This is a genomic window from Paraburkholderia azotifigens, from assembly GCF_007995085.1.
GTDB lineage: Bacteria > Pseudomonadota > Gammaproteobacteria > Burkholderiales > Burkholderiaceae > Paraburkholderia > Paraburkholderia azotifigens.
Map to the genome: position 1 here is coordinate 2,371,520 of NZ_VOQS01000001.1, position 18,635 is coordinate 2,390,154.

17 protein-coding genes and 1 pseudogene are annotated in these 18,635 nt (G+C 64.0%); 14 read left to right on the forward strand and 4 right to left on the reverse strand.

Annotation, left to right across the window (positions count from 1 at the left end):
- Positions 1-279 precede the first annotated feature (279 nt).
- Complete coding sequence (locus tag FRZ40_RS10550) at positions 280-642, forward strand: hypothetical protein (protein WP_147234070.1); 363 nt, start codon at positions 280-282, stop codon at positions 640-642.
- A gap of 193 nt (positions 643-835) precedes the next feature.
- Here FRZ40_RS10550 and metK read toward each other — a convergent pair whose 3' ends face one another.
- Entirely contained in the window at positions 836-2,023 is a 1,188-nt protein-coding gene (gene metK / locus FRZ40_RS10555; RefSeq protein WP_147234071.1) for a methionine adenosyltransferase, read from the reverse strand.
- 272 nt (positions 2,024-2,295) lie between these two features.
- Between metK and FRZ40_RS10560 the strand changes: the two genes are divergently transcribed.
- The 9 genes from FRZ40_RS10560 to hslU all read left to right on the forward strand — a co-directional run bounded on the left by FRZ40_RS10560 (position 2,296) and on the right by hslU (position 11,697).
- Positions 2,296-3,180: a lipid A biosynthesis lauroyl acyltransferase gene (locus FRZ40_RS10560; RefSeq protein ID WP_147234072.1), complete on the forward strand. Its 885-nt coding sequence runs from the start codon at positions 2,296-2,298 to the stop codon at positions 3,178-3,180.
- A gap of 54 nt (positions 3,181-3,234) precedes the next feature.
- Positions 3,235-4,095 (forward strand): diaminopimelate epimerase, encoded by an 861-nt coding sequence (dapF, locus tag FRZ40_RS10565; protein ID WP_147234073.1) that lies wholly within the window; start codon positions 3,235-3,237, stop codon positions 4,093-4,095.
- Between the two features lie 86 nt (positions 4,096-4,181).
- Positions 4,182-4,907 (forward strand): DUF484 family protein, encoded by a 726-nt coding sequence (locus FRZ40_RS10570; RefSeq protein ID WP_028363865.1) that lies wholly within the window; start codon positions 4,182-4,184, stop codon positions 4,905-4,907.
- A 10-nt stretch (positions 4,908-4,917) separates the two neighbouring features.
- Positions 4,918-5,841 carry a tyrosine recombinase XerC gene (gene xerC / locus FRZ40_RS10575; protein ID WP_147234074.1) on the forward strand — a complete coding sequence of 308 codons (924 nt, stop codon included), beginning with the start codon at positions 4,918-4,920 and terminating at the stop codon, positions 5,839-5,841.
- Between the two features lie 86 nt (positions 5,842-5,927).
- Positions 5,928-7,130 carry a class I SAM-dependent rRNA methyltransferase gene (locus FRZ40_RS10580; protein ID WP_147234075.1) on the forward strand — a complete coding sequence of 401 codons (1,203 nt, stop codon included), beginning with the start codon at positions 5,928-5,930 and terminating at the stop codon, positions 7,128-7,130.
- 174 nt (positions 7,131-7,304) lie between these two features.
- Positions 7,305-8,366 carry a CobW family GTP-binding protein gene (locus FRZ40_RS10585; RefSeq protein WP_193567005.1) on the forward strand — a complete coding sequence of 354 codons (1,062 nt, stop codon included), beginning with the start codon at positions 7,305-7,307 and terminating at the stop codon, positions 8,364-8,366.
- Between the two features lie 623 nt (positions 8,367-8,989).
- A complete protein-coding gene (gene dksA, locus FRZ40_RS10590; RefSeq protein WP_012399496.1) occupies positions 8,990-9,409 on the forward strand; it encodes an RNA polymerase-binding protein DksA in 420 nt (139 codons plus the stop codon).
- A 395-nt stretch (positions 9,410-9,804) separates the two neighbouring features.
- Positions 9,805-10,341 (forward strand): ATP-dependent protease subunit HslV, encoded by a 537-nt coding sequence (gene hslV, locus FRZ40_RS10595; protein WP_028363869.1) that lies wholly within the window; start codon positions 9,805-9,807, stop codon positions 10,339-10,341.
- Positions 10,342-10,350: 9 nt separating this feature from the next.
- Positions 10,351-11,697 (forward strand): ATP-dependent protease ATPase subunit HslU, encoded by a 1,347-nt coding sequence (gene hslU, locus FRZ40_RS10600; protein WP_028363870.1) that lies wholly within the window; start codon positions 10,351-10,353, stop codon positions 11,695-11,697.
- A gap of 81 nt (positions 11,698-11,778) precedes the next feature.
- Here hslU and FRZ40_RS10605 read toward each other — a convergent pair whose 3' ends face one another.
- Positions 11,779-12,321, reverse strand: coding sequence for a response regulator transcription factor (locus FRZ40_RS10605; RefSeq protein ID WP_007743952.1), 543 nt, complete (start codon positions 12,319-12,321; stop codon positions 11,779-11,781).
- Complete coding sequence (locus FRZ40_RS10610; protein ID WP_147234077.1) at positions 12,318-13,622, reverse strand: ATP-binding protein; 1,305 nt, start codon at positions 13,620-13,622, stop codon at positions 12,318-12,320. Before FRZ40_RS10610 ends, FRZ40_RS10605 begins: the two co-directional genes overlap by 4 nt.
- A 102-nt stretch (positions 13,623-13,724) precedes the next feature.
- Between FRZ40_RS10610 and FRZ40_RS10615 the strand changes: the two are divergent.
- Positions 13,725-15,360: pseudogene (locus FRZ40_RS10615) on the forward strand (tetratricopeptide repeat protein).
- A 57-nt stretch (positions 15,361-15,417) separates the two neighbouring features.
- Here the strand turns inward: FRZ40_RS10615 and FRZ40_RS10620 are convergent.
- Positions 15,418-15,693 (reverse strand): cysteine-rich CWC family protein, encoded by a 276-nt coding sequence (locus FRZ40_RS10620; RefSeq protein ID WP_420873852.1) that lies wholly within the window; start codon positions 15,691-15,693, stop codon positions 15,418-15,420.
- Positions 15,694-16,008: 315 nt separating this feature from the next.
- Here FRZ40_RS10620 and argB point away from each other — a divergent pair, with 315 nt between their 5' ends.
- The 3 genes from argB to slmA all read left to right on the forward strand — a co-directional run bounded on the left by argB (position 16,009) and on the right by slmA (position 18,577).
- Entirely contained in the window at positions 16,009-16,908 is a 900-nt protein-coding gene (gene argB / locus FRZ40_RS10625) for an acetylglutamate kinase (protein WP_028363874.1), read from the forward strand.
- Positions 16,909-17,109: 201 nt separating this feature from the next.
- Positions 17,110-17,865, forward strand: a complete 756-nt coding sequence (locus FRZ40_RS10630) for a pyrimidine 5'-nucleotidase (protein WP_028363875.1) — start codon at positions 17,110-17,112, stop codon at positions 17,863-17,865.
- A 37-nt stretch (positions 17,866-17,902) separates the two neighbouring features.
- On the forward strand, positions 17,903-18,577 hold the full coding sequence (gene slmA, locus FRZ40_RS10635) for a nucleoid occlusion factor SlmA (protein WP_147234078.1): 675 nt from the start codon (positions 17,903-17,905) through the stop codon (positions 18,575-18,577).
- Positions 18,578-18,635 lie beyond the last annotated feature (58 nt).

Consider the following 18,635-nt stretch of genomic DNA (forward strand, 5'->3'; position numbering starts at 1 on the left):
GCACGTTCTTCGAGCGCAAAGGGCGCGATCATGCGGGCTTCGTCCTCGTAAAAACCCCTATCCCTCTGGACTTTCGACGGTCATCAATCACGTGTAGCCTTTCGACCATGTCGATTGCAACACACGCTATTTCGCCGTCGACACGGCCATCCGCAGCCGCTGTCGTCTCATTCCGTTTTTCCTCAGGCTATTGCGTCCCCTTCGCTGGCATGGATGGTGCTGCTTTTGCGGCACTTTTCGTCGCTCGCCAAGCGGCCCACGCAGCCTGATCTTTGAGCCATGCACAGTCCATTCAGCACTCGACTCAGCCGCGCGTTCAATGCCGCGCGTCCCGCACGCCGCCATATGGTGCGTGCCCTTCGCCACCATTCCGCGCGCACGCGTGCGCTCGCCGAGCAACTGCGCGACGTGAAGCCCGTCGATAGCGTGCGCTTCTGGTTCCGCACCTTCTTCAGCGCGTTGCGCATACAGGGCGCGTCGCGGCGTCTGTCGCTGCGCACGCTGCTGCGCAACCCCTCGCCCGTGCGGATGCTCGGCGTGTCGCCGCGCGCTGCGAAGGCCGCCAGTGTGCCGCGTGCGACGAGCCGCCGCCCGCGACGCCTGTCGACGACGAGCGAAGGCTGGTTCGCGTTTGCGCACTGAGCGCTCGCCGGGTCTTAGACGCCCTCGGGTTACAGCGGACGCGCGATAGCGCCCGCCAGATCGTTGGCGCGCGCGTCAGAAAAAACGCCCTGCATGCGTTTGCATGCAGGGCGTTCTCTTTTGCAGCTCGCTTCGGAACGGATACCGCGCGACGCGCGCGACATTCGGCCGCGCGGATCGCTCGCATCTTCGTTCAGGCGAGAGCGGCAACCGGCTCCGTGCCGGCCGCTTCAGCCAGCGCGAGCGCCTTGTCGGTGGCTTCCCACGTGAATTCCGGCTCTTCGCGGCCGAAGTGGCCGTAGGCAGCCGTCTTTTCGTAGACCGGGCGCAGCAGGTCGAGCATCTGGATGATGCCCTTCGGACGCAGATCGAAGTGTTCCTGAACCAGGCGCGTGATCGTCGCATCCGACACGCGGCCCGTGCCGAATGTGTTGACCATCACCGACGTCGGTTGCGCAACGCCAATTGCGTACGACACCTGGATCAGCGCGCGCGATGCCAGACCCGCGGCGACGATGTTCTTCGCGACATAGCGGCCGGCGTACGCAGCCGAGCGGTCGACCTTCGACGGATCCTTGCCCGAGAACGCGCCGCCGCCGTGCGGAGCCGCGCCGCCGTACGTATCGACGATGATCTTGCGGCCCGTCAGGCCGCAGTCGCCCTGCGGGCCGCCGATCACGAACCGGCCGGTCGGGTTCACGAGGAACTTGATGTCGCCCTTGATCAGTTCAGCCGGCAGCGTCGGCTTGATGACTTCTTCGATCACGGCTTCGCGCAGTTGCGCCAGTTCGATTTCCGGTGCGTGCTGGGTGGACAGCACGACGGTGTCGATCGAGTGCGGCTTGCCGTCGACATAGCGGACCGTGACCTGCGACTTCGCGTCCGGACGCAGCCAGGGGAGACGGCCGTCGCGGCGCAGATTCGCCTGGCGCTCGACGAGACGGTGCGACAGGTGGATCGGCAGCGGCATCAGTTCGGGCGTTTCGTCGCACGCGTAGCCGAACATCAGGCCCTGGTCGCCGGCGCCCTGATCGAGGTTGTTGTCGTGCGCGCGGTCGACGCCTTGCGCGATGTCCGGCGACTGCTTGTCGTACGCGACGAGCACCGCGCAGCCGCGGTAGTCGATGCCGTAGTCCGTGTTGTCGTAGCCGATGCGCTTGATGGTTTCGCGCGCGACCTGGATGTAGTCGACGTTGGCCGTCGTGGTGATTTCACCCGCCAGCACGACGAGACCCGTGTTGCACAGCGTTTCCGCGGCAACGCGCGAATATTTGTCCTGGGCGAGGATCGCGTCGAGAATGGCGTCCGAGATCTGGTCGGCGACCTTGTCCGGATGCCCTTCGGAGACGGATTCAGAAGTGAAGAGGTAGTCGTTAGCCACGTTACAGGCTCCTTGTTGGTTACGGTTGAGTTTCACGTAGCCTGCTTCGAGCCTGAAGCGGCGACGCTTTAGCGGATTTCCTGACCGCCGGGCGACTATCTGAAAGATAAACGTCCGTCGGCTTCGCCCCGCAAGTTGTCTATTAACTCGGCGAAGCCCTTATTATAGCGACTTCTTTCAATTGTCACAGAGTGCCTGCGCGTGCGGTATATCGTCTACTTCGCCGTTTTTCTTTACCCCGTGCGGTCTCGCGCACATAGGGGAGCCGTCGCATGCTGAGCCGTCTGGGCGTCACATTCGCCATCGGTCTGCTCAAACTGTTCGCGCTGCTGCCGTACGGCTTCGTCGCCCGGCTGGGCGACGGCCTCGGCTGGCTGCTGTACCAGATTCCGAGCCGCCGTCGCCGTATCGTCCATATCAACCTGAAGCTGTGCTTCCCCGAATGGAGCGACGAGCGTCGCGAGGAAGTCGCGCAGAAGCACTTCCGGCATGCGATCCGCAGCTATCTGGAGCGCAGCGTGCAGTGGTTCGGCTCGGCGAAGAAGCTGGAAAAGCTGATTCAGCTCGACAGCGAAATCGATCTCACGGACCCGAATCTGCCGCCCACACTGTTTCTGGGCTTTCACTTCGTCGGCATCGAGGCCGGTTCGATCTTCCTCAATTATTCGCTGAAGCGGCCGTGCGGCTCGCTGTATCAGCCGATGTCGAACGAGCAGCTCGAAGCCGTCGCCAAAGCGCAGCGCGGCCGGTTCGACGCCGAAATGGCAAGCCGGGCCGACAGCGCGCGGATCGTGCTGCGCTGGCTGCGCGACCGCAAGCCGGTGATGCTCGGCGCCGACATGGACTACGGCATCCGCAATTCAACCTTCGTGCCGTTCTTCGGCGTACCGACCTGCACGCTGACGGCCGTCGGGCGCCTCGCGAAGGTCGGGCACGCGCAGGTGGTGCCGTTCATCGGCGAAGTGCTGCCGAACTACAAGGGCTACCGGCTGCGGGTCTTCAAGCCGTGGGACAACTATCCGACGGGCGACGACGACGCCGACGCCCGCCGCATGAACGCGTTTCTCGAAGAGCAGATTCCGCGCATTCCCGAGCAGTACTACTGGGTGCACAAGCGCTTCAAGACCCGCCCGCCCGGCGACCCGAGCTTTTACTGAAGCGCGTCGACGCCGAACGGGCGAGACGCACGGACAGTCACTTACAATAGCGGCATGAAACTGAAATTCACCAAAATGCACGGCGCGGGCAACGACTTCGTCGTGCTCGACGGCTACACGCAACCGCTCAACCTGACTGAAACGCAGGTGCGCGCGCTCGCGAACCGGCATTTCGGCGTCGGCGCGGACCAGCTGCTGGTAGTCGAAAAGCCGACCGTCGACGGTGTCGATTTCAGATACCGCATCTTCAACTGCGACGGCGGCGAGGTCGAGCATTGCGGCAACGGCGCGCGCTGCTTCGTCAAGTTCGTGCGCGACGCGCGTCTCACTGACAAGCGCAGCGTCCGCGTGCAGGTCCAGAACGGCGTGATCACGCTGACCATGCAGGACAACGGCGAAGTCGTCGTCGATATGGGCGCGCCCGTGTTCGAGCCGGCCCAGGTGCCGTTCGACGCGAGCGGCCTCGACGCACGCCGCGAAGCCGGCGACACGCTCTATCCGCTCGACATCAACGGCGCGACGCGCTGGGTCTCCGTCGTGTCGATGGGCAATCCGCACGCGGTGCAGGTGGTGGACGACGTCGATGCGTTCCCCGTGCTCGTCGACGGGCCGGTGATCGAAAGCCATCCGCGCTTCCCGCAGCGGGTGAATGCGGGCTTCATGCAGATCGTCGGGCGCAACGAAGTGAAGCTGCGCGTCTACGAACGCGGCGCGGGCGAAACGCTTGCGTGCGGCACGGGCGCGTGCGCGGCCGTCGCGGCAGGTATTCGCCGCGGCCTGCTGGATGCGCCCGTCATCGTTCATACGCACGGCGGCACGCTGACCATCACGTGGAACGGCGAATCCGCGTCGCCGCTGATGATGGCGGGCCCGGCCGCCACCGTGTTCGAAGGCGAGATCGAACTGGCCGACTGAATTTCTCACCGTCGCGCGCAGGCTGAACCGCGCGGCGCAGCAGCACGACCGACAGCAAAGAAGCGCGCAACCTTTAAGCTGAAACCATGAACGATCGCGAAGTCGCCGACTACCTGCTAGCCAACCCCGAATTCTTCGCCGAGCACGCCGAACTGCTCGCTTCCGTGCGGCTCGCGAACCCGCACGGCAAAGCTGCCGTCTCGCTGCAGGAACGTCAGATGGACATGCTGCGCGAGAAGAACAAGCACCTCGAGCGGCGTCTCGCCGAACTGCTGCGCTACGGGCACGAGAACGACAGTATCGCGTCGAAGTTCGGCCGCTGGACGACGCGCGTGATGGCAGAACGCGATCCGGGTGCGCTGCCGCGCACGATCTCGGGCGGTCTGCGCGATGTGTTCGATGTGCCGCAGGCGGCGCTGCGCGTGTGGGAAGTGTCGGGACCCTACTCACAGGCGGATTTCACGCGCCAGGTCGGCGAGGAAGTGCGCATCTTCGCGAATAGCCTCGCCACACCGTACTGCGGCGCGAATACGGGCTTCGAGGCGGCGCAGTGGCTGACGCCGGCCGTGTCGGCCGTTGCCGGTGAATCCGCGGCGTCGGGCGAAGGCGCGGCTGCAAACGGCAACGGCACCGAATCGATCGCGCTGATCGCACTGCGCGACCCCGAGGCATCGAATGACGCCGCCGCGTTCGGCCTGCTCGTGATGGGTTCGCCCGATCCGCGCCGCTTTCACGACGGCATGGCCACCGACTTCCTCACGCAGATCGGCGCGCTCGCGAGCGCTGCGCTGAGCCGTCTGCTGCCGCGCTGAGCGCCCCGACGTGACATCCGCCGACCCGATCGCCACCTATCTGTCGAGCCTCGAGCACGAACGGCGGTTGTCGGCACATACGCTGCGCGCTTACACGCACGAACTCGACGAACTGAAAAAGCTCGCGAACGGCCGGCCGCTCGAAAGCCTCACGGCCACCGACATCCGCGGCGCCGTCGCGCGCGCGCATGCGGGCGGGCTGTCGGCGCGCTCGATCGGGCACCGGCTGTCCGCGTGGCGAGCTTTTTACCGCTGGCTCGCCGGCCGCATCGAACTGCCCGCGAACCCCGTCGCGACAGTGCGCGCACCGAAACGCGCGAAAACGCTGCCGAAGGCGTTGTCCGTCGACGACACGCACAAGCTGATGGAATCGCCCGCGACGGCCACGGCGGAAGGGCTGCGCGATCACGCGATGCTCGAACTGTTTTACTCGTCGGGCCTGCGCCTGTCGGAACTGGTCGGTCTCGACGTGCAGTTCGCCGATGTCGACGGTTATCGGTCGACTGGCTGGCTGAAACTCGATGAAGCCGAGGTCGAAGTGCTCGGCAAGGGCAACCGGCGGCGCTCGGTGCCTGTCGGAAGCAAGGCGCTCGAAGCCTTGCGCGCCTGGCTCGCCGTGCGCGGCGAACTGGTGAAGCGCGATCCGCATCCGCTGTTCGTATCGGTGCGCGGCAACCGGATGTCGCCGAACGTGGTCCGCGACCGCGTGAAACGCGCGGCGCTCACGGCGGGCATTCCCGCGAACGTCCATCCGCACGTGCTGCGCCATTCGTTCGCGACGCACGTGCTGCAGTCGAGTGGCGACCTGCGCGCGGTGCAGGAACTGCTCGGCCACGCGAGCATCGCCGCGACGCAGGTCTACACCGGCCTCGATTTCCAGCACCTCGCGCGAATCTACGATCAGGCGCATCCGCGCGCCAAAAAACGCGACTGACGCTGCCCGACGCGTATCGGGCGGCCGGTCAACCCTGCTTTGCCGCTTCGGGCGGCGCATTGTTCTGCTGAAATTCTCACGAAGTCATGAATACCGTTACGCTGAAACCGTCGAAAGAAAAGTCGCTGCTGCGCCGCCATCCGTGGGTCTACGCGAACGCGATCGACCGCGTCGACGGCAAGCCCGCCGCCGGCGCCACTGTGCTGGTGCGCGCGCACGACGGCCGCTTCCTGGCGCGCGCCGCCTATAGCCCGCATTCGCAGATCCGCGCGCGCGTCTGGAGTTTCGACGAGAACGAGCCCGTCGATCACGCGTTCTTCAAGCGCCGCGTGCAGCGCGCGCTCGCGCATCGTCAGGCGATGGTGCACGACACAGGCGCGACGCGCCTGATCTTCGGCGAGGCCGACGGGCTGCCGGGCTTGATCGTCGATTACTACATCCAGGACGACGCGACGAAGCGCGGCCAGATCGTCTGCCAGTTCATGGCGGCGGGCGTCGAAGCGTGGAAAGACGCGATCGTGCAGGCGCTGACCGGCGCGACGGGTTGCCCGAACGTTTATGAGCGCTCGGACGTGTCGATCCGCGAAAAGGAAGGGCTCGAACAGACCATGGGCGTGCTCGCCGGCGACGCGCCGCCCGAGACGCTGATCGCGAGCGAAAACGGCGTGCGCTATCACGTCGACGTGCGTAACGGCCACAAGACGGGCTTCTACGTCGACCAGCGCGACAACCGCGCGCTGGTGCAGCAACTGTCGAAAGACCGCGACGTATTGAACTGCTTCTGCTACACGGGCGGCTTCTCGCTCGCGGCGCTCAAGGGCGGGGCGAAGCGCGTGGTATCGATCGATTCGTCCGGCGAGGCGCTGGCGCTCGCGCAGGAAAACGTGAAGGCCAACGGCTTCGACGCCGAACGTGCGACGTGGCTCGACGCCGACGCGTTCAAGACGCTGCGGCGCCTCTACGACGAAGGCGAGCGCTTCGACCTGATCGTGCTCGATCCGCCGAAGTTCGCGCCGTCGCGCGAGCATGTGGACCGGGCCGCGCGCGCTTACAAGGACATCAACCTCACCGGTCTCAAGCTGCTGCGTCCGGGCGGCCTGCTTTTCACGTACTCGTGCTCGGGCGCGATCGATGCTGAACTGTTCCAGAAGATCGTCGCCGGCGCGGCCGCCGACGCGCGTGTCGATGCGCGCATTCTCAGGCGCCTCGGCGCGGGCGTCGATCATCCGCTGCTGACGGCGTTCCCGGAAGGCGAATATCTGAAAGGCCTATTGTTGCAAATCGCGTGATCGCCCATAGTTAGGCGTTATTTCCCTGGCATCGGCGGGGCACTGACAGCCGGACAGCGGCGTCCGCGCAGTTATGCTTCAATATTCTGCTGAATTCCTGCGGTTCGGGCCCAGCGCGCAGCGCGGTCCGTACCCAGATCGACGAACACAAGGCGACTCCACATGGCGAACAACATGATTCCCGTCACTATCCTGACCGGCTTTCTCGGCAGCGGCAAAACCACGCTGCTCAAGCGCATCCTGAACGAGAAGCACGGCATGAAGATCGCCGTGATCGAAAACGAGTTCGGCGAAGAGAACATCGACAACGACATCCTCGTGCAGGACACGGGCGAGCAGATCATCCAGATGAGCAACGGCTGCATCTGCTGCACGATCCGCGGCGACCTCGCGCGCGTGCTCGGCGACCTCGCAGCGCAAAAGCAGGAAGGCAAGCTCGACTTCGACCGCGTCGTGATCGAAACGACGGGTCTCGCCAACCCCGGCCCCGTCGCGCAGACCTTTTTCATGGATAACCAGATCGCCGACGAATTCCTGCTCGACGCCATCATCACGCTCGTCGACGCGAAGCACGGCAATCATCAGCTGGACGAGCACGAAGTCGTGCAGCGTCAGGTCGGTTTCGCGGACCGGCTGTTCGTCACGAAGTCGGATCTTGTCGACGAAGCGGTGCTGGGCGACCTGCGCCACCGTCTGCTGCACATGAACCCGAAGGCGCAGATTCGCGTCGTCAATTTCGGCGAAGCGGACATCAAGGAAATCTTCGATCTGCGCGGCTTCAACCTGAACGCGAAGCTGGAAATCGACCCGGACTTCCTCGCGGAAGACGAACACGATCACGCGCATCACGATCACGCGAACTGCGATCACGATCATGGCCATTGCGATCACGAAGGCCACGACCACGGTCATCATCACCATCATCACGCGCACCACGACGACAAGATCAAGTCGTTCGTTTTCCGCAGCGACCGCCCGTTCGACCCGAACAAGCTCGAAGACTTCCTCGGCGGCATTCTGCAGATCTATGGCGAGCGCCTGCTGCGCTATAAGGGCGTGCTGTACATGAAGGGCGTCGATCGCAAGGTCGTCTTCCAGGGCGTGCACCAGATGATGGGCAGCGATCTGGCCGCCAAGTGGCAACCCATCGAGAAAAAGACGAACAAGATGGTGTTCATCGGCATCGAACTGCCGCAAGACCTGATTACCGACGGTCTTGAAGCCTGCCTCGTCTGATTCGTTCTCTGTTCAACTGCAGTCCGCGGGCGGGCGCTTCGGCGCCCGCCGCTGAACGTCATTGCTCGCCATTTGCTCGCGTCTGAAGCGCGAAAAAGACCGCAAAAACACAAGCACGGCAATTTAACAGTCGGTTTGCGGTCAAAGCACGTGAAAACCCTGTTGCGAGAATACGTGCACGACCATCGCTTTTTAGTGAACAGCGCGTTATATTTTCACGATAAGTGGAGTTTGCGGCAGGGATTTCCCTCGCTTGCTGATTCGTATTGTGATTCAGTTACAATACGGCCCCGCTGGAGAATGAGAACGAATTGCCCGGTTTAAAGCGCGAAGTCGCGTTGCAGCCGTGCCGGGCCGAAAACGGCGCCGGAAAATCTGATCCGGGGACATCGCCGATATGCCGGCCAGCACATTCCGGCTCATAACGCGCTGCCGGGAAGCATTGCCTCAGGAGCATGGGAAGAATCGGTTTCCAGAGGAGTTCGGCCCCGCACCGGCGCTTCGGCGTCACGACAGCCCACCGTCCGTGTTCGCCGGCGCTCATTTGAGCGTCATCGAGGCGCCTTTGCGGGCAACACGAAAGTGCGGGCAATGATTTGCCTCACATTGAAGAAGCAAGCCAGATGACGACGAAACGACTCTTGACCGAAGCCGAAATCCTGAAGATGAGCGACAAGGATTACATGAATGAGGATCAGCTCGCTTTCTTCAAGAACCGGCTCGAACAGCTGCAGGCGGACATCCTCCGCAATGCCGGCCAGACGACCGAGAACCTCCGCGAAACCGTGATCGTGCCAGACCCGGCCGACCGCGCGACGATCGAGGAAGAGCATGCGCTGGAACTGCGCACGCGCGACCGCGAGCGCAAGCTGCTGAAGAAGGTGCAGCAATCCATCGCGCGCATCGAATCGGGCGAGTACGGCTGGTGCGAGGAAACGGGCGAGCCGATCGGCATTCCCCGCCTGCTCGCGCGTCCGACCGCCACCCTGTCGCTCGAAGCACAGGAACGCCGCGAACTGCGCCAGAAGCTGTTCGGCGACTGATCGACGGGCGGCGCGGTTTTCGGGGTCCGCGCCCCAGATACGCTTCGTCAGAGGCGCACGGTGAATCGTGCGCCTCTTTTTCTTTTGCGCCGCGCGTTTCGGTGCACGCTCGCCCGAATCTCTGACGGGAGATCGGTAAATGCGCATTGCATACGGCCATGCGCGAACGAATCGTCAGCACGTTTTACCGCGGCGAACCCGCGTCCTATAGCGCACACGCCTTTTCTCGCGCTCATTCCACATCGGCTCTTGATAAGTCCGCGCACGCCCTAAAATAATCCCGACATGCGTTGCACGCGCGCGCGGCACCCGGCATCGCGCGCCGTCCGCTCTCGGATTCCGTGGTTGCGCATTGGCGCTTCCGCGTCCCCCCTTGCTTTACAAAAGGAACGCATATGGAGCAATTTCACGGCACGACGATCGTCTCCGTGCGCCGCGGCGACAAGGTCGCGCTCGGCGGCGACGGCCAGGTCACGCTGGGCAATATCGTCATGAAAGGCGGCGCGAAGAAGGTCCGGCGCATCTTCAACAACAAGGTGCTCGTCGGCTTCGCGGGCGGCACGGCCGACGCGTTCTCGCTGCTCGACCGCTTCGAAGCCAAGCTCGAAAAACACCAGGGCAATCTCACGCGCGCTGCCGTCGAACTTGCCAAAGACTGGCGCACCGACCGCATGCTGCGCCGTCTCGAAGCCATGCTGATCACGGCCGATGCGACCACCACGCTCGTCATCACAGGTAACGGCGACGTGCTCGATCCCGAAGGCGGCATCTGCGCGATCGGCTCGGGCGGTGCGTACGCGCAGGCGGCAGCCAAGGCGCTCGCCGACAACACGGATCTTTCGCCCCGCGAGATCGTCGAAAAGGCGCTGGAGATTGCCGGCGACATGTGTATCTACACGAACCACAACCGCGTCATCGAGACGATCGAGTAAGGACACACGATGAGCACCATGACTCCCGCCGAGATCGTCTCGGAACTCGACAAGCACATCATCGGCCAGCATCGCGCGAAGAAGGCGGTTGCCGTCGCGCTGCGCAATCGCTGGCGCCGTCAGCAGGTCGCCGAGCCGCTACGTCAGGAAATCACGCCGAAGAACATTCTAATGATCGGGCCGACGGGCGTCGGCAAGACGGAAATCGCGCGGCGCCTCGCCAAGCTCGCCGACGCGCCGTTCATCAAGATCGAAGCGACCAAGTTCACGGAAGTCGGTTATGTGGGCCGCGACGTCGACAGCATCGTGCGCGACCTGATCGAAATCTCCGTCAAGCAGACGCGCGAAACCGAAATGCGCAAGGTCCGCACGAAGGCGGAAGACCTCGCCGAAGACCGTATCCTCGATATCCTGCTGCCGGGCGCGCGCAGCACCGTGGGCTTCGGTTCCGGCACGAGCGAAGCGAGCGGCGACGAGTCGAACACGACGCGTCAGACGTTCCGCAAACGCCTGCGCGAAGGCGCGCTCGACGATAAAGAGATCGAGCTCGACATCGAAATGCAGACGCCGACCATGGACATCATGGGCCCGCCGGGCATGGAAGACATGACCGAGCAGATCCGCTCGATGTTCGCGAACCTCGGCGGCGGCAAGAAGACGCGCCGCAAGATGAAGGTGAAGGAGGCGCTCAAGCTCCTGACCGACGAAGAAGCCGCGAAGATGCTGAACGACGAAGAGGTCAAGACAAAGGCCGTGCAGAATGTCGAGCAGAACGGCATCGTGTTCCTCGATGAAATCGACAAGATCGCGGCGCGCAGCGAAGCGGGTGGCGGCGAGGTCTCGCGCCAGGGTGTGCAGCGCGATTTGCTGCCGCTCGTCGAAGGCACGACGATCAACACGAAGTATGGGATGGTGAAGACGGATCACATCCTGTTCATCGCGAGCGGGGCGTTCCATCTGGCGAAGCCGAGCGATCTGATTCCCGAATTGCAAGGGCGCTTCCCGATTCGCGTCGAACTGGATTCGCTGTCGGTGAAGGACTTCGAATCGATTCTCGTCGCCACCGACGCCAGCCTCGTCAAGCAATATCAGGCGCTGCTCGCAACGGAAGACGTGCACCTCGAATTCGCCGACGACGGCATCCGCCGTCTAGCGGAAATCGCGTATTCGGTGAACGAGAAGACAGAGAACATCGGCGCACGCCGCCTCTATACGGTGATCGAAAAGCTGCTCGAAGAAGTGTCGTTCTCGGCGGGCAACCACACCGGCAAGAGCGTGCTGATCGACGCGGCCTATGTCGACCGTGCGCTGAACGACGTCGCGCAAGACGAGGATCTGTCGCGCTACGTGCTGTAACGCGGCAACCCGCAATTCAAAAGCAAAAGGCGGCGTTCCGATGGAACGCCGCCTTTTTTCATGCCGCTTGAAAAGGCTACGTCACTGCTTGACGGGCCGCTTCGCCAGCTTGCGCTGCAACGTGCGCCGATGCATGTTCAGCGCGCGCGCCGTCGCCGAGATATTGCCGCCGTTCTCGGCGAGCACACGCTGAATGTGCTCCCACTCGAGCCGCGCCACCGACAGCGGCGTCGGGTTCTCGATCGCCTCCTCTGCCTGCAATGCGCTCGCTTCCGTTTGCAGCGCCGACAGAATCGTTTCGACGTTCGCGGGCTTGGCGAGGTAGTTGTCGGCGCCATCCTTCACCGCCTGGACGGCCGTCGCGATGCTCGCGTAGCCCGTCAGCACCAGCATCCGGGCGTTCGGCTGCAGGTCGCGCAGCGGCGCGACGAGGTTCAGCCCAGAATCGTTGCCGAGGTGCAGATCGACGGTGATCTGCCCGAACTTCTGCTGGTTCGCGAGGCGAATCGCTTCGTCGGCGTTGTGCGCCTCGGACACGGTAAAGCCGCGGCGCGTCAGGCCGCGCGCCAGGATGCCGGAGAACACTTCATCGTCGTCGATAACCAGAAAATTCTTGTCGCTCATGCTTGTTTCTCCGTATTGGACGACGCGGCGCCCTGCCGGCCCGCGCCCGTTTGCTCGCGGGCCAAAGGCAACCGCAACACCGCGCGTGTGCCGCGCGGCTTGATTTCACTGACGTCGGTGAGCTCGATCGATCCGCCGAGCCGCGCCGCCGCCGAAAACGCCAGATACAGCCCGACGCCGTGTCCGCCCTGCGTGCTGTCGACGGGCGCCGCACCCAGCAACCCGCGCAGCGCGGCCGGCACGCCGGGACCGGCGTCGCAGACTTCGAATTCGATCGACGCGGGCTCGACCAGCTTCGCCGCCAGCGTCACGTGATCGCGGCTCGCGCGCGCGGCGTTGTCGAGCAGGATCGTGAGAATCTGGCTGACGGCGACGGTATCGTCGAGACCGACGTTCGCAGGCGGCTCGCCGAGACGCTCGAATTTCACATGCGGATGCCGCAGGCGCCACTGGTCGGCGAACGAGTCGAGCCATTCGTCGACGCGCTGGCGGCTGCCCTGGGTCGATGCGCGACTCCGCAGACGCGCGAGCGCCGACGTGCACAGCGTCATCTGCTGGTCGAGGATGTCGAGGTCGGCGGCGTAGGGCTTGAGGCCATCGTCGCTGCGCGCGGCGTCGCGCAGTTCTTCCGTGAGCATCGCGATGGTCGACAACGGCGTGCCGATTTCATGTGCAACCGTCGCGGCCTGCACGCCCAGCGCTACTGCGCGCTCGTCGCGCAACAGACGCTGCTGCGCATCGCCGAGCGCCGTATCGCGCTGACGCAACGCCCGCGACATGCGCGCCACGAACCACGCGATCAGGCCGACGCTGACCATGAAGTTCACCCACATGCCGGCGCGGTAGTAGTCGAACAGATTCGCGGGATTGTCGAGATTGAGCGGCACCGACTCGAAGCCGAGCACCGCGTAGCAGGCAACGGCGAAGGCCGCGAGCCACGCCATCAGATGCCAGGGCAGCACGGCCGCCGCAATGGCCAGCGATGGCAGATACAACGACACGAAAGGATTGGTTGTGCCACCCGACAGAAACAGCAATGCCGACAGCGCGCCGAGATCGACCCACAGCTGCCCGAACAGTTCGAGATTCGATTCGGGCTTCTGGCTCGCGACGCGCAGCCAGGTCAGCCCGTTGAAGATCACTTCGAGCCCGATGACGAGCAGCATCGCCGGCAACGGCAGCTTGACGCCCACGAAGGTCTGGACGAACGCAATCGTCACGAGCTGCCCGATGATCGCGAGACTGCGTAGCCAGAAGAGATGTCCGAGGTTGACCCGGCCAGTGATGGTTATGCGGTGCATCCTGCAAGTTTACCCGTTGGGACCAGTCTTATTCATCTAGCGAATGTTGGGAACTATAGTGTTCTTTATCGTTTAACGTACGCCCGCCACTCTTTACGCCCAATGCTTAAGACTTCACTTGATCCATATCAAGTTCTTTTGGATTCCTTCCAGACATTTCTGCGTCAAGCTGTCGCAGCACAAGAACACAACGATCGCGTGGCACGCGACATCTGGCTCCAGGCCGCTTCGCATCTGTTTCCGACGGATGTCGATTCCATCGCCGCGCTGATTCCGCAACTGCTTGCCGGGCAACACGCCGCCGACGCCGAAGCGATTGCCCGGGCCTGCGCCGCGCTCGCGCCGCGCGATCCCAGAACGCACTTTCAGCTCGGGCTCACGCTGCAACTGATGAATCGGCATAGCGACGCCGTCGCGCCCTATCGCGAGGCGCTCGCGATCGATCCCGAGCTGCCTAGCCTGCGGAACAATCTGGCAGCAGCGTTGATGTCGGCGAATCCTGCCGATCCGGAAGTAGCTGCTCTGCTGTCGGCTGCACTCCAGGAAAGTCCCGACGATGCCAACGCGTGGATCAATCTCGCGAAGTCGCGCCTCGCGGGTTTCGATCTCGACGGCGCGCTCGAAGCCGAGCAGCGCGCAATCGAGCTTCAGCCTGGCAATCCCATCGCGCTCGGCAATCACGGACAGACATTGCGCGAAGCGCAGCAATGGGAAGAGGCCGAACGCTTCACATCGGCCGCGTATCGCGCGGCGCCCGGCAACGCATCGTTCCTGTCCAATCTCAGCATGCTGCACCTGCTGCGCAGCAACTACGCCGACGGCTGGCGCGAACATGAGGCGCGCTGGGACGGATCGAAGGAACTGGCGGGCAAGCGTCCCGTCATGCCGGGACCGATGTGGCGCGGCGAATCGCTCGCGGGCAAGACGCTGCTGCTGTGGGGCGAACAGGGCATGGGCGATCTGCTGCAGTTCTGCCGCTACGTTCCGCTGCTGGCCGAGCGGGTGCATCGCGAAGGCGGGCGGCTCGTGTGGAATTCGTTTCCGCAGATGGGTGCGCTGCTCGCGCGCGCTTGCGCAACATGCCGATCAGTTCACGCTCGGCGGCGGCGTCGACCATCTGCCGACGTTCGACTATGAAATCTCGCTGCTCTCGCTGCCCTTGCTGTTCGGTACGCGGGAGGAAACGATTCCGTCGACTGTTCCCTATCTGCACGCCGATCAGCGAGATGTCGATGCGTGGCGTCAGCGCCTCAAAGGCGAGAACCGGCTCAAGGTCGGGCTCGTCTGGACGGGCAGCCACGGACATCAGCGCAACCCATACCGGCGGGTCGGACTCGAGCGATACGTCGATTATTTCCGCGAACTCGACAATGTCGCTTTCTATTCGCTGCAGCCAGGTGCGGGAGCCGAAGTCGCGGCGGCTCGCACAGCCGGGCTCGATATCACCGATCACACGGCAGCGTTCAAAACCTTCGACGACACGGCGGCCTACGTCAGCGCGCTCGATCTCGTGATCACCGTGTGCACATCCGTTGCGCATCTGAGCGGCGCGCTCGGGCAGCGCACCTGGGTACTGCTCGACGTCAATCCGCATTGGGTCTGGCTGCTCGATCGCACGGACAGCCCCTGGTATCCGGGCGCGACCTTGTATCGGCAAGCGCAGTTCGCGCAGTGGGAGCCCGTGTTCGACAGGCTGACACACGATCTCGGCGCACTGGCCGCTTCGCACCAGCAGTAATCCGCTCGCTACAGCCGCTCGCTACAGCCACTCGCTACAGCCAATAAGCGCGGCGCCTCAATCCGGCGCCGCGCCGCCTTCTTCGGCGCGCGTGCGCGCAATCACACCCGCAAGGCATTCGGGACACAGACAGCCTGTGCCGGATACCAAAGCCCCGGCAGGCAAGGCCGGCATCGATGCGCACCAGCACGCCGAGCGGTCGCCGCGCGCGCCGCAGTCGAACACGCGGCGGCAGCGCGGGCAGCGCACGCTCGACGTAACGGAAGATTCAAGCGATTCGGATGGGGACGGATTCATGACAGCGGGATGAAACCGGTCAGTTGATTCGGACATGATGCCACTTCCGACGACCCAGCAAAATGTCTGCCCGCCGCTCGCGGGGCATGCCCGGCTTTTTCCAGATGGCCGACTTTTCCGGCTTCGAGCGAACTTACCCGCGCGCCAGCGGCCCAAACCTTCCATCGCATCCGTGCGGGCGATGAAAAACCGGCGTCGCAACCCGTCGTCCGTTGCGTGGAAAGCACGTGTTTCCGCAGTGCGGAAAAATGCCCGGAACCCCCGCGGCGGCACACGTCGAATTCACTATTGCACCGCGCCAGTTGTGTACAATCCGGCCTTGTTTTCACCGTTTCCGTCCGAGCCGCCGCCATGTCCGAAACCCCCGACCTGTCCCAGATCGCCCCCACGCTGAAAGCTGAGATTCTCGCCGAGGCGCTGCCCTATATTCGCCAGTACCACGGCAAGACCGTTGTGATCAAATACGGCGGCAACGCGATGACGGAAGAGCGCCTGAAGCAGGGTTTCGCGCGCGACGTGATCCTGCTGAAGCTGGTCGGCATCAACCCGGTGATCGTGCACGGCGGCGGTCCGCAGATCGATCAGGCGTTGAAGAAGATCGGCAAACAGGGCACCTTCATCCAGGGCATGCGCGTCACCGACGAAGAGACGATGGAAGTCGTCGAATGGGTGCTGGGCGGTGAAGTGCAGCAGGATATCGTCACGCTGATCAACCACTTCGGCGGCCACGCGGTCGGTCTGACGGGCAAGGACGGCGGCCTGATCCACGCGCGCAAGCTGCTGATGCCGGACCGCGACAACCCGGGCCAGTACATCGACATCGGCCAGGTCGGCGAAGTCGAGGCGATCAACCCGGCCGTCGTGAAGGCGCTGCAGGACGACGCGTTCATCCCCGTGATCTCGCCGATCGGCTTCGGTGAAGACGGCCTGTCGTACAACATCAACGCGGACCTCGTTGCGGGCAAGCTGGCTGTCGTGCTGAACGCCGAAAAGCTCGTGATGATGACGAACATCCCCGGCGTGATGGACAAGGAAGGCACGCTGCTGACCGACCTGTCCGCGCGCGAAATCGACGCGCTGTTCGCCGACGGCACGATCTCGGGCGGCATGCTGCCGAAAATCTCGTCGGCGCTCGACGCCGCGAAGAGCGGCGTGCGTTCGGTGCACATCATCGACGGCCGCATCGAGCATTCGGTGCTGCTCGAAATTCTGACGGAACAGCCGTTCGGCACGATGATCCGCTCGCACTGAGCGTGCGGCGTATCCCGGCAACGTTACACCTCCCGTATCGCGCGAAGCACGGCACGCTGGCCGCCGTGCTTCGCAGAAGGCATACTGGCCTTCCGTCTTTCGCGCAGCACGCTGCGCTGTCCAGAATCTTCCCCGTAACGCTTCGCGCATCGTCTGCATCGGATCGCAGCCCTTGCGCACGCGCGCGGAATCCACGACATCATGCGCACTTCCCGTCCGAAGCGCCGTCGGCCGCAGATTCACGCCGGCACGCCCGTCTGGCTGTTCGACCTCGACAACACGCTGCATCACGCGTCGCACGCCATCTTCCCGGCCATCAACGCCGCGATGACGCAATACATCATCGACGCGCTGCAAGTCGAGCGCGACGAAGCGAACCGTCTGCGCACCGGCTACACGCAGCGCTACGGCGCGGCGCTGCTGGGCCTCACGCGCCACCATCCCGTCGATCCGCATGACTTCCTGAAGTACGTTCACACATTCCCCGACCTGCGCGCGATGCTGCGCAGCGAACGCGGGCTGAAACGTCTCGTCGATGCGCTGCCGGGCCGCAAGATCGTGCTGACCAACGCGCCCGAAGCGTATGCGATGGATGTGCTGAAAGAACTCGGCATCGAGCGGCTGTTCGAGCGCGTGATCGCGATCGAACACATGCGCGACCGCCGCTTCTGGCGCGCAAAGCCCGATCACATGATGCTGCGCCGCGCGATGCGCGACGCGCACGTGCGTCTCGCCGATGCCGTACTTGTCGAAGATACGCGCAGCCACCTGAAGAACTACCGGCGGCTCGGCATCCGCACGGTGTGGATCGTCGGCCATCTGCCGCGGCCGGCGCGTGCGGACGGCACGCCTGCGCATCTGCCCGGCACGGGGCGCCCGCACTATGTCGACCGTCGCATTCGTTCGCTAAAATCCTTGAGACCGGGCACTCGCCCGGAAGGCCGATCGGACCGCTGATGGTGCATCCGGCCCGGCAACGACAGGGACGACAGACATGCAGCCGATCCGCAAGCATGACGAGGACGTAACCGAAGACCAGCCGGCCGCGCCGCGTGCCACGCGCCTGAAACCGGGCGAGCGGCGCGTGCATATCCTCCAGACACTCGCCGCGATGCTGGAGGCCCCGAAGAACGAGAAGATCACGACGGCGGCGCTGGCCGCGCGCCTCGGTGTGTCGGAGGCGGCGCTGTACCGTCATTTCGCGAGCAAGGCGCAGATGTTCGAAGGGCTGATCGAGTTCATCGAGCAGACGCTTTTCGGGCTCATCAACCAGATCATCGCGAAAGAGCCGAACGGCGTGCTGCAGGCACGCGCGATCGCGCTCACGCTGCTCAATTTTTCGGCGAAAAATCCGGGCATGACGCGCGTGCTGACCTGCGAAGCGCTCGTCGGCGAACACGAGCGGCTCACCGAGCGCGTCAACCAGCTGCTCGAGCGCGTCGAGGCGTCGCTCAAGCAGTGTCTGCGGCTTGGCGTAATGGACGTATCGAGCCACAAGGAACATGCGGAACAGAACTCGATACCGCTGCCCGCCGACTACGATCCCGTCGTGCGCGCGAGCCTTCTGCTCAGCTACGTCATCGGGCGCTGGCATCGCTTCGTGCGCAGCGGCTTCTCGCGCGCGCCGATCGAACAGGCCGATGCGCAACTGCGGCTGATCCTGCAATAGGGGCGCTTTCTGCAGGCGCGCCGGAATTTCCGATATACTGTGCTTGGGCGTTCATGAC

Bases quoted from the DNA above. Each gene is read 5' to 3' on its own strand.
- FRZ40_RS10605 (WP_007743952.1), bottom strand. From the start codon at position 12,321: ATGAGCGACAAGAATTTTCTGGTTATCGACGACGATGAAGTGTTCTCC.
- FRZ40_RS10620 (WP_420873852.1), bottom strand. From the start codon at position 15,693: ATGTCCGAATCAACTGACCGGTTTCATCCCGCTGTCATGAATCCGTCC.
- FRZ40_RS10610 (WP_147234077.1), bottom strand. From the start codon at position 13,622: ATGCACCGCATAACCATCACTGGCCGGGTCAACCTCGGACATCTCTTC.
- argB (WP_028363874.1), top strand. From the start codon at position 16,009: ATGTCCGAAACCCCCGACCTGTCCCAGATCGCCCCCACGCTGAAAGCT.
- dapF (WP_147234073.1), top strand. From the start codon at position 3,235: ATGAAACTGAAATTCACCAAAATGCACGGCGCGGGCAACGACTTCGTC.
- slmA (WP_147234078.1), top strand. From the start codon at position 17,903: ATGCAGCCGATCCGCAAGCATGACGAGGACGTAACCGAAGACCAGCCG.
- FRZ40_RS10630 (WP_028363875.1), top strand. From the start codon at position 17,110: ATGCGCACTTCCCGTCCGAAGCGCCGTCGGCCGCAGATTCACGCCGGC.
- FRZ40_RS10570 (WP_028363865.1), top strand. From the start codon at position 4,182: ATGAACGATCGCGAAGTCGCCGACTACCTGCTAGCCAACCCCGAATTC.
- FRZ40_RS10580 (WP_147234075.1), top strand. From the start codon at position 5,928: ATGAATACCGTTACGCTGAAACCGTCGAAAGAAAAGTCGCTGCTGCGC.
- dksA (WP_012399496.1), top strand. From the start codon at position 8,990: ATGACGACGAAACGACTCTTGACCGAAGCCGAAATCCTGAAGATGAGC.
- FRZ40_RS10585 (WP_193567005.1), top strand. From the start codon at position 7,305: ATGATTCCCGTCACTATCCTGACCGGCTTTCTCGGCAGCGGCAAAACC.
- FRZ40_RS10550 (WP_147234070.1), top strand. From the start codon at position 280: ATGCACAGTCCATTCAGCACTCGACTCAGCCGCGCGTTCAATGCCGCG.
- hslV (WP_028363869.1), top strand. From the start codon at position 9,805: ATGGAGCAATTTCACGGCACGACGATCGTCTCCGTGCGCCGCGGCGAC.
- FRZ40_RS10560 (WP_147234072.1), top strand. From the start codon at position 2,296: ATGCTGAGCCGTCTGGGCGTCACATTCGCCATCGGTCTGCTCAAACTG.
- hslU (WP_028363870.1), top strand. From the start codon at position 10,351: ATGAGCACCATGACTCCCGCCGAGATCGTCTCGGAACTCGACAAGCAC.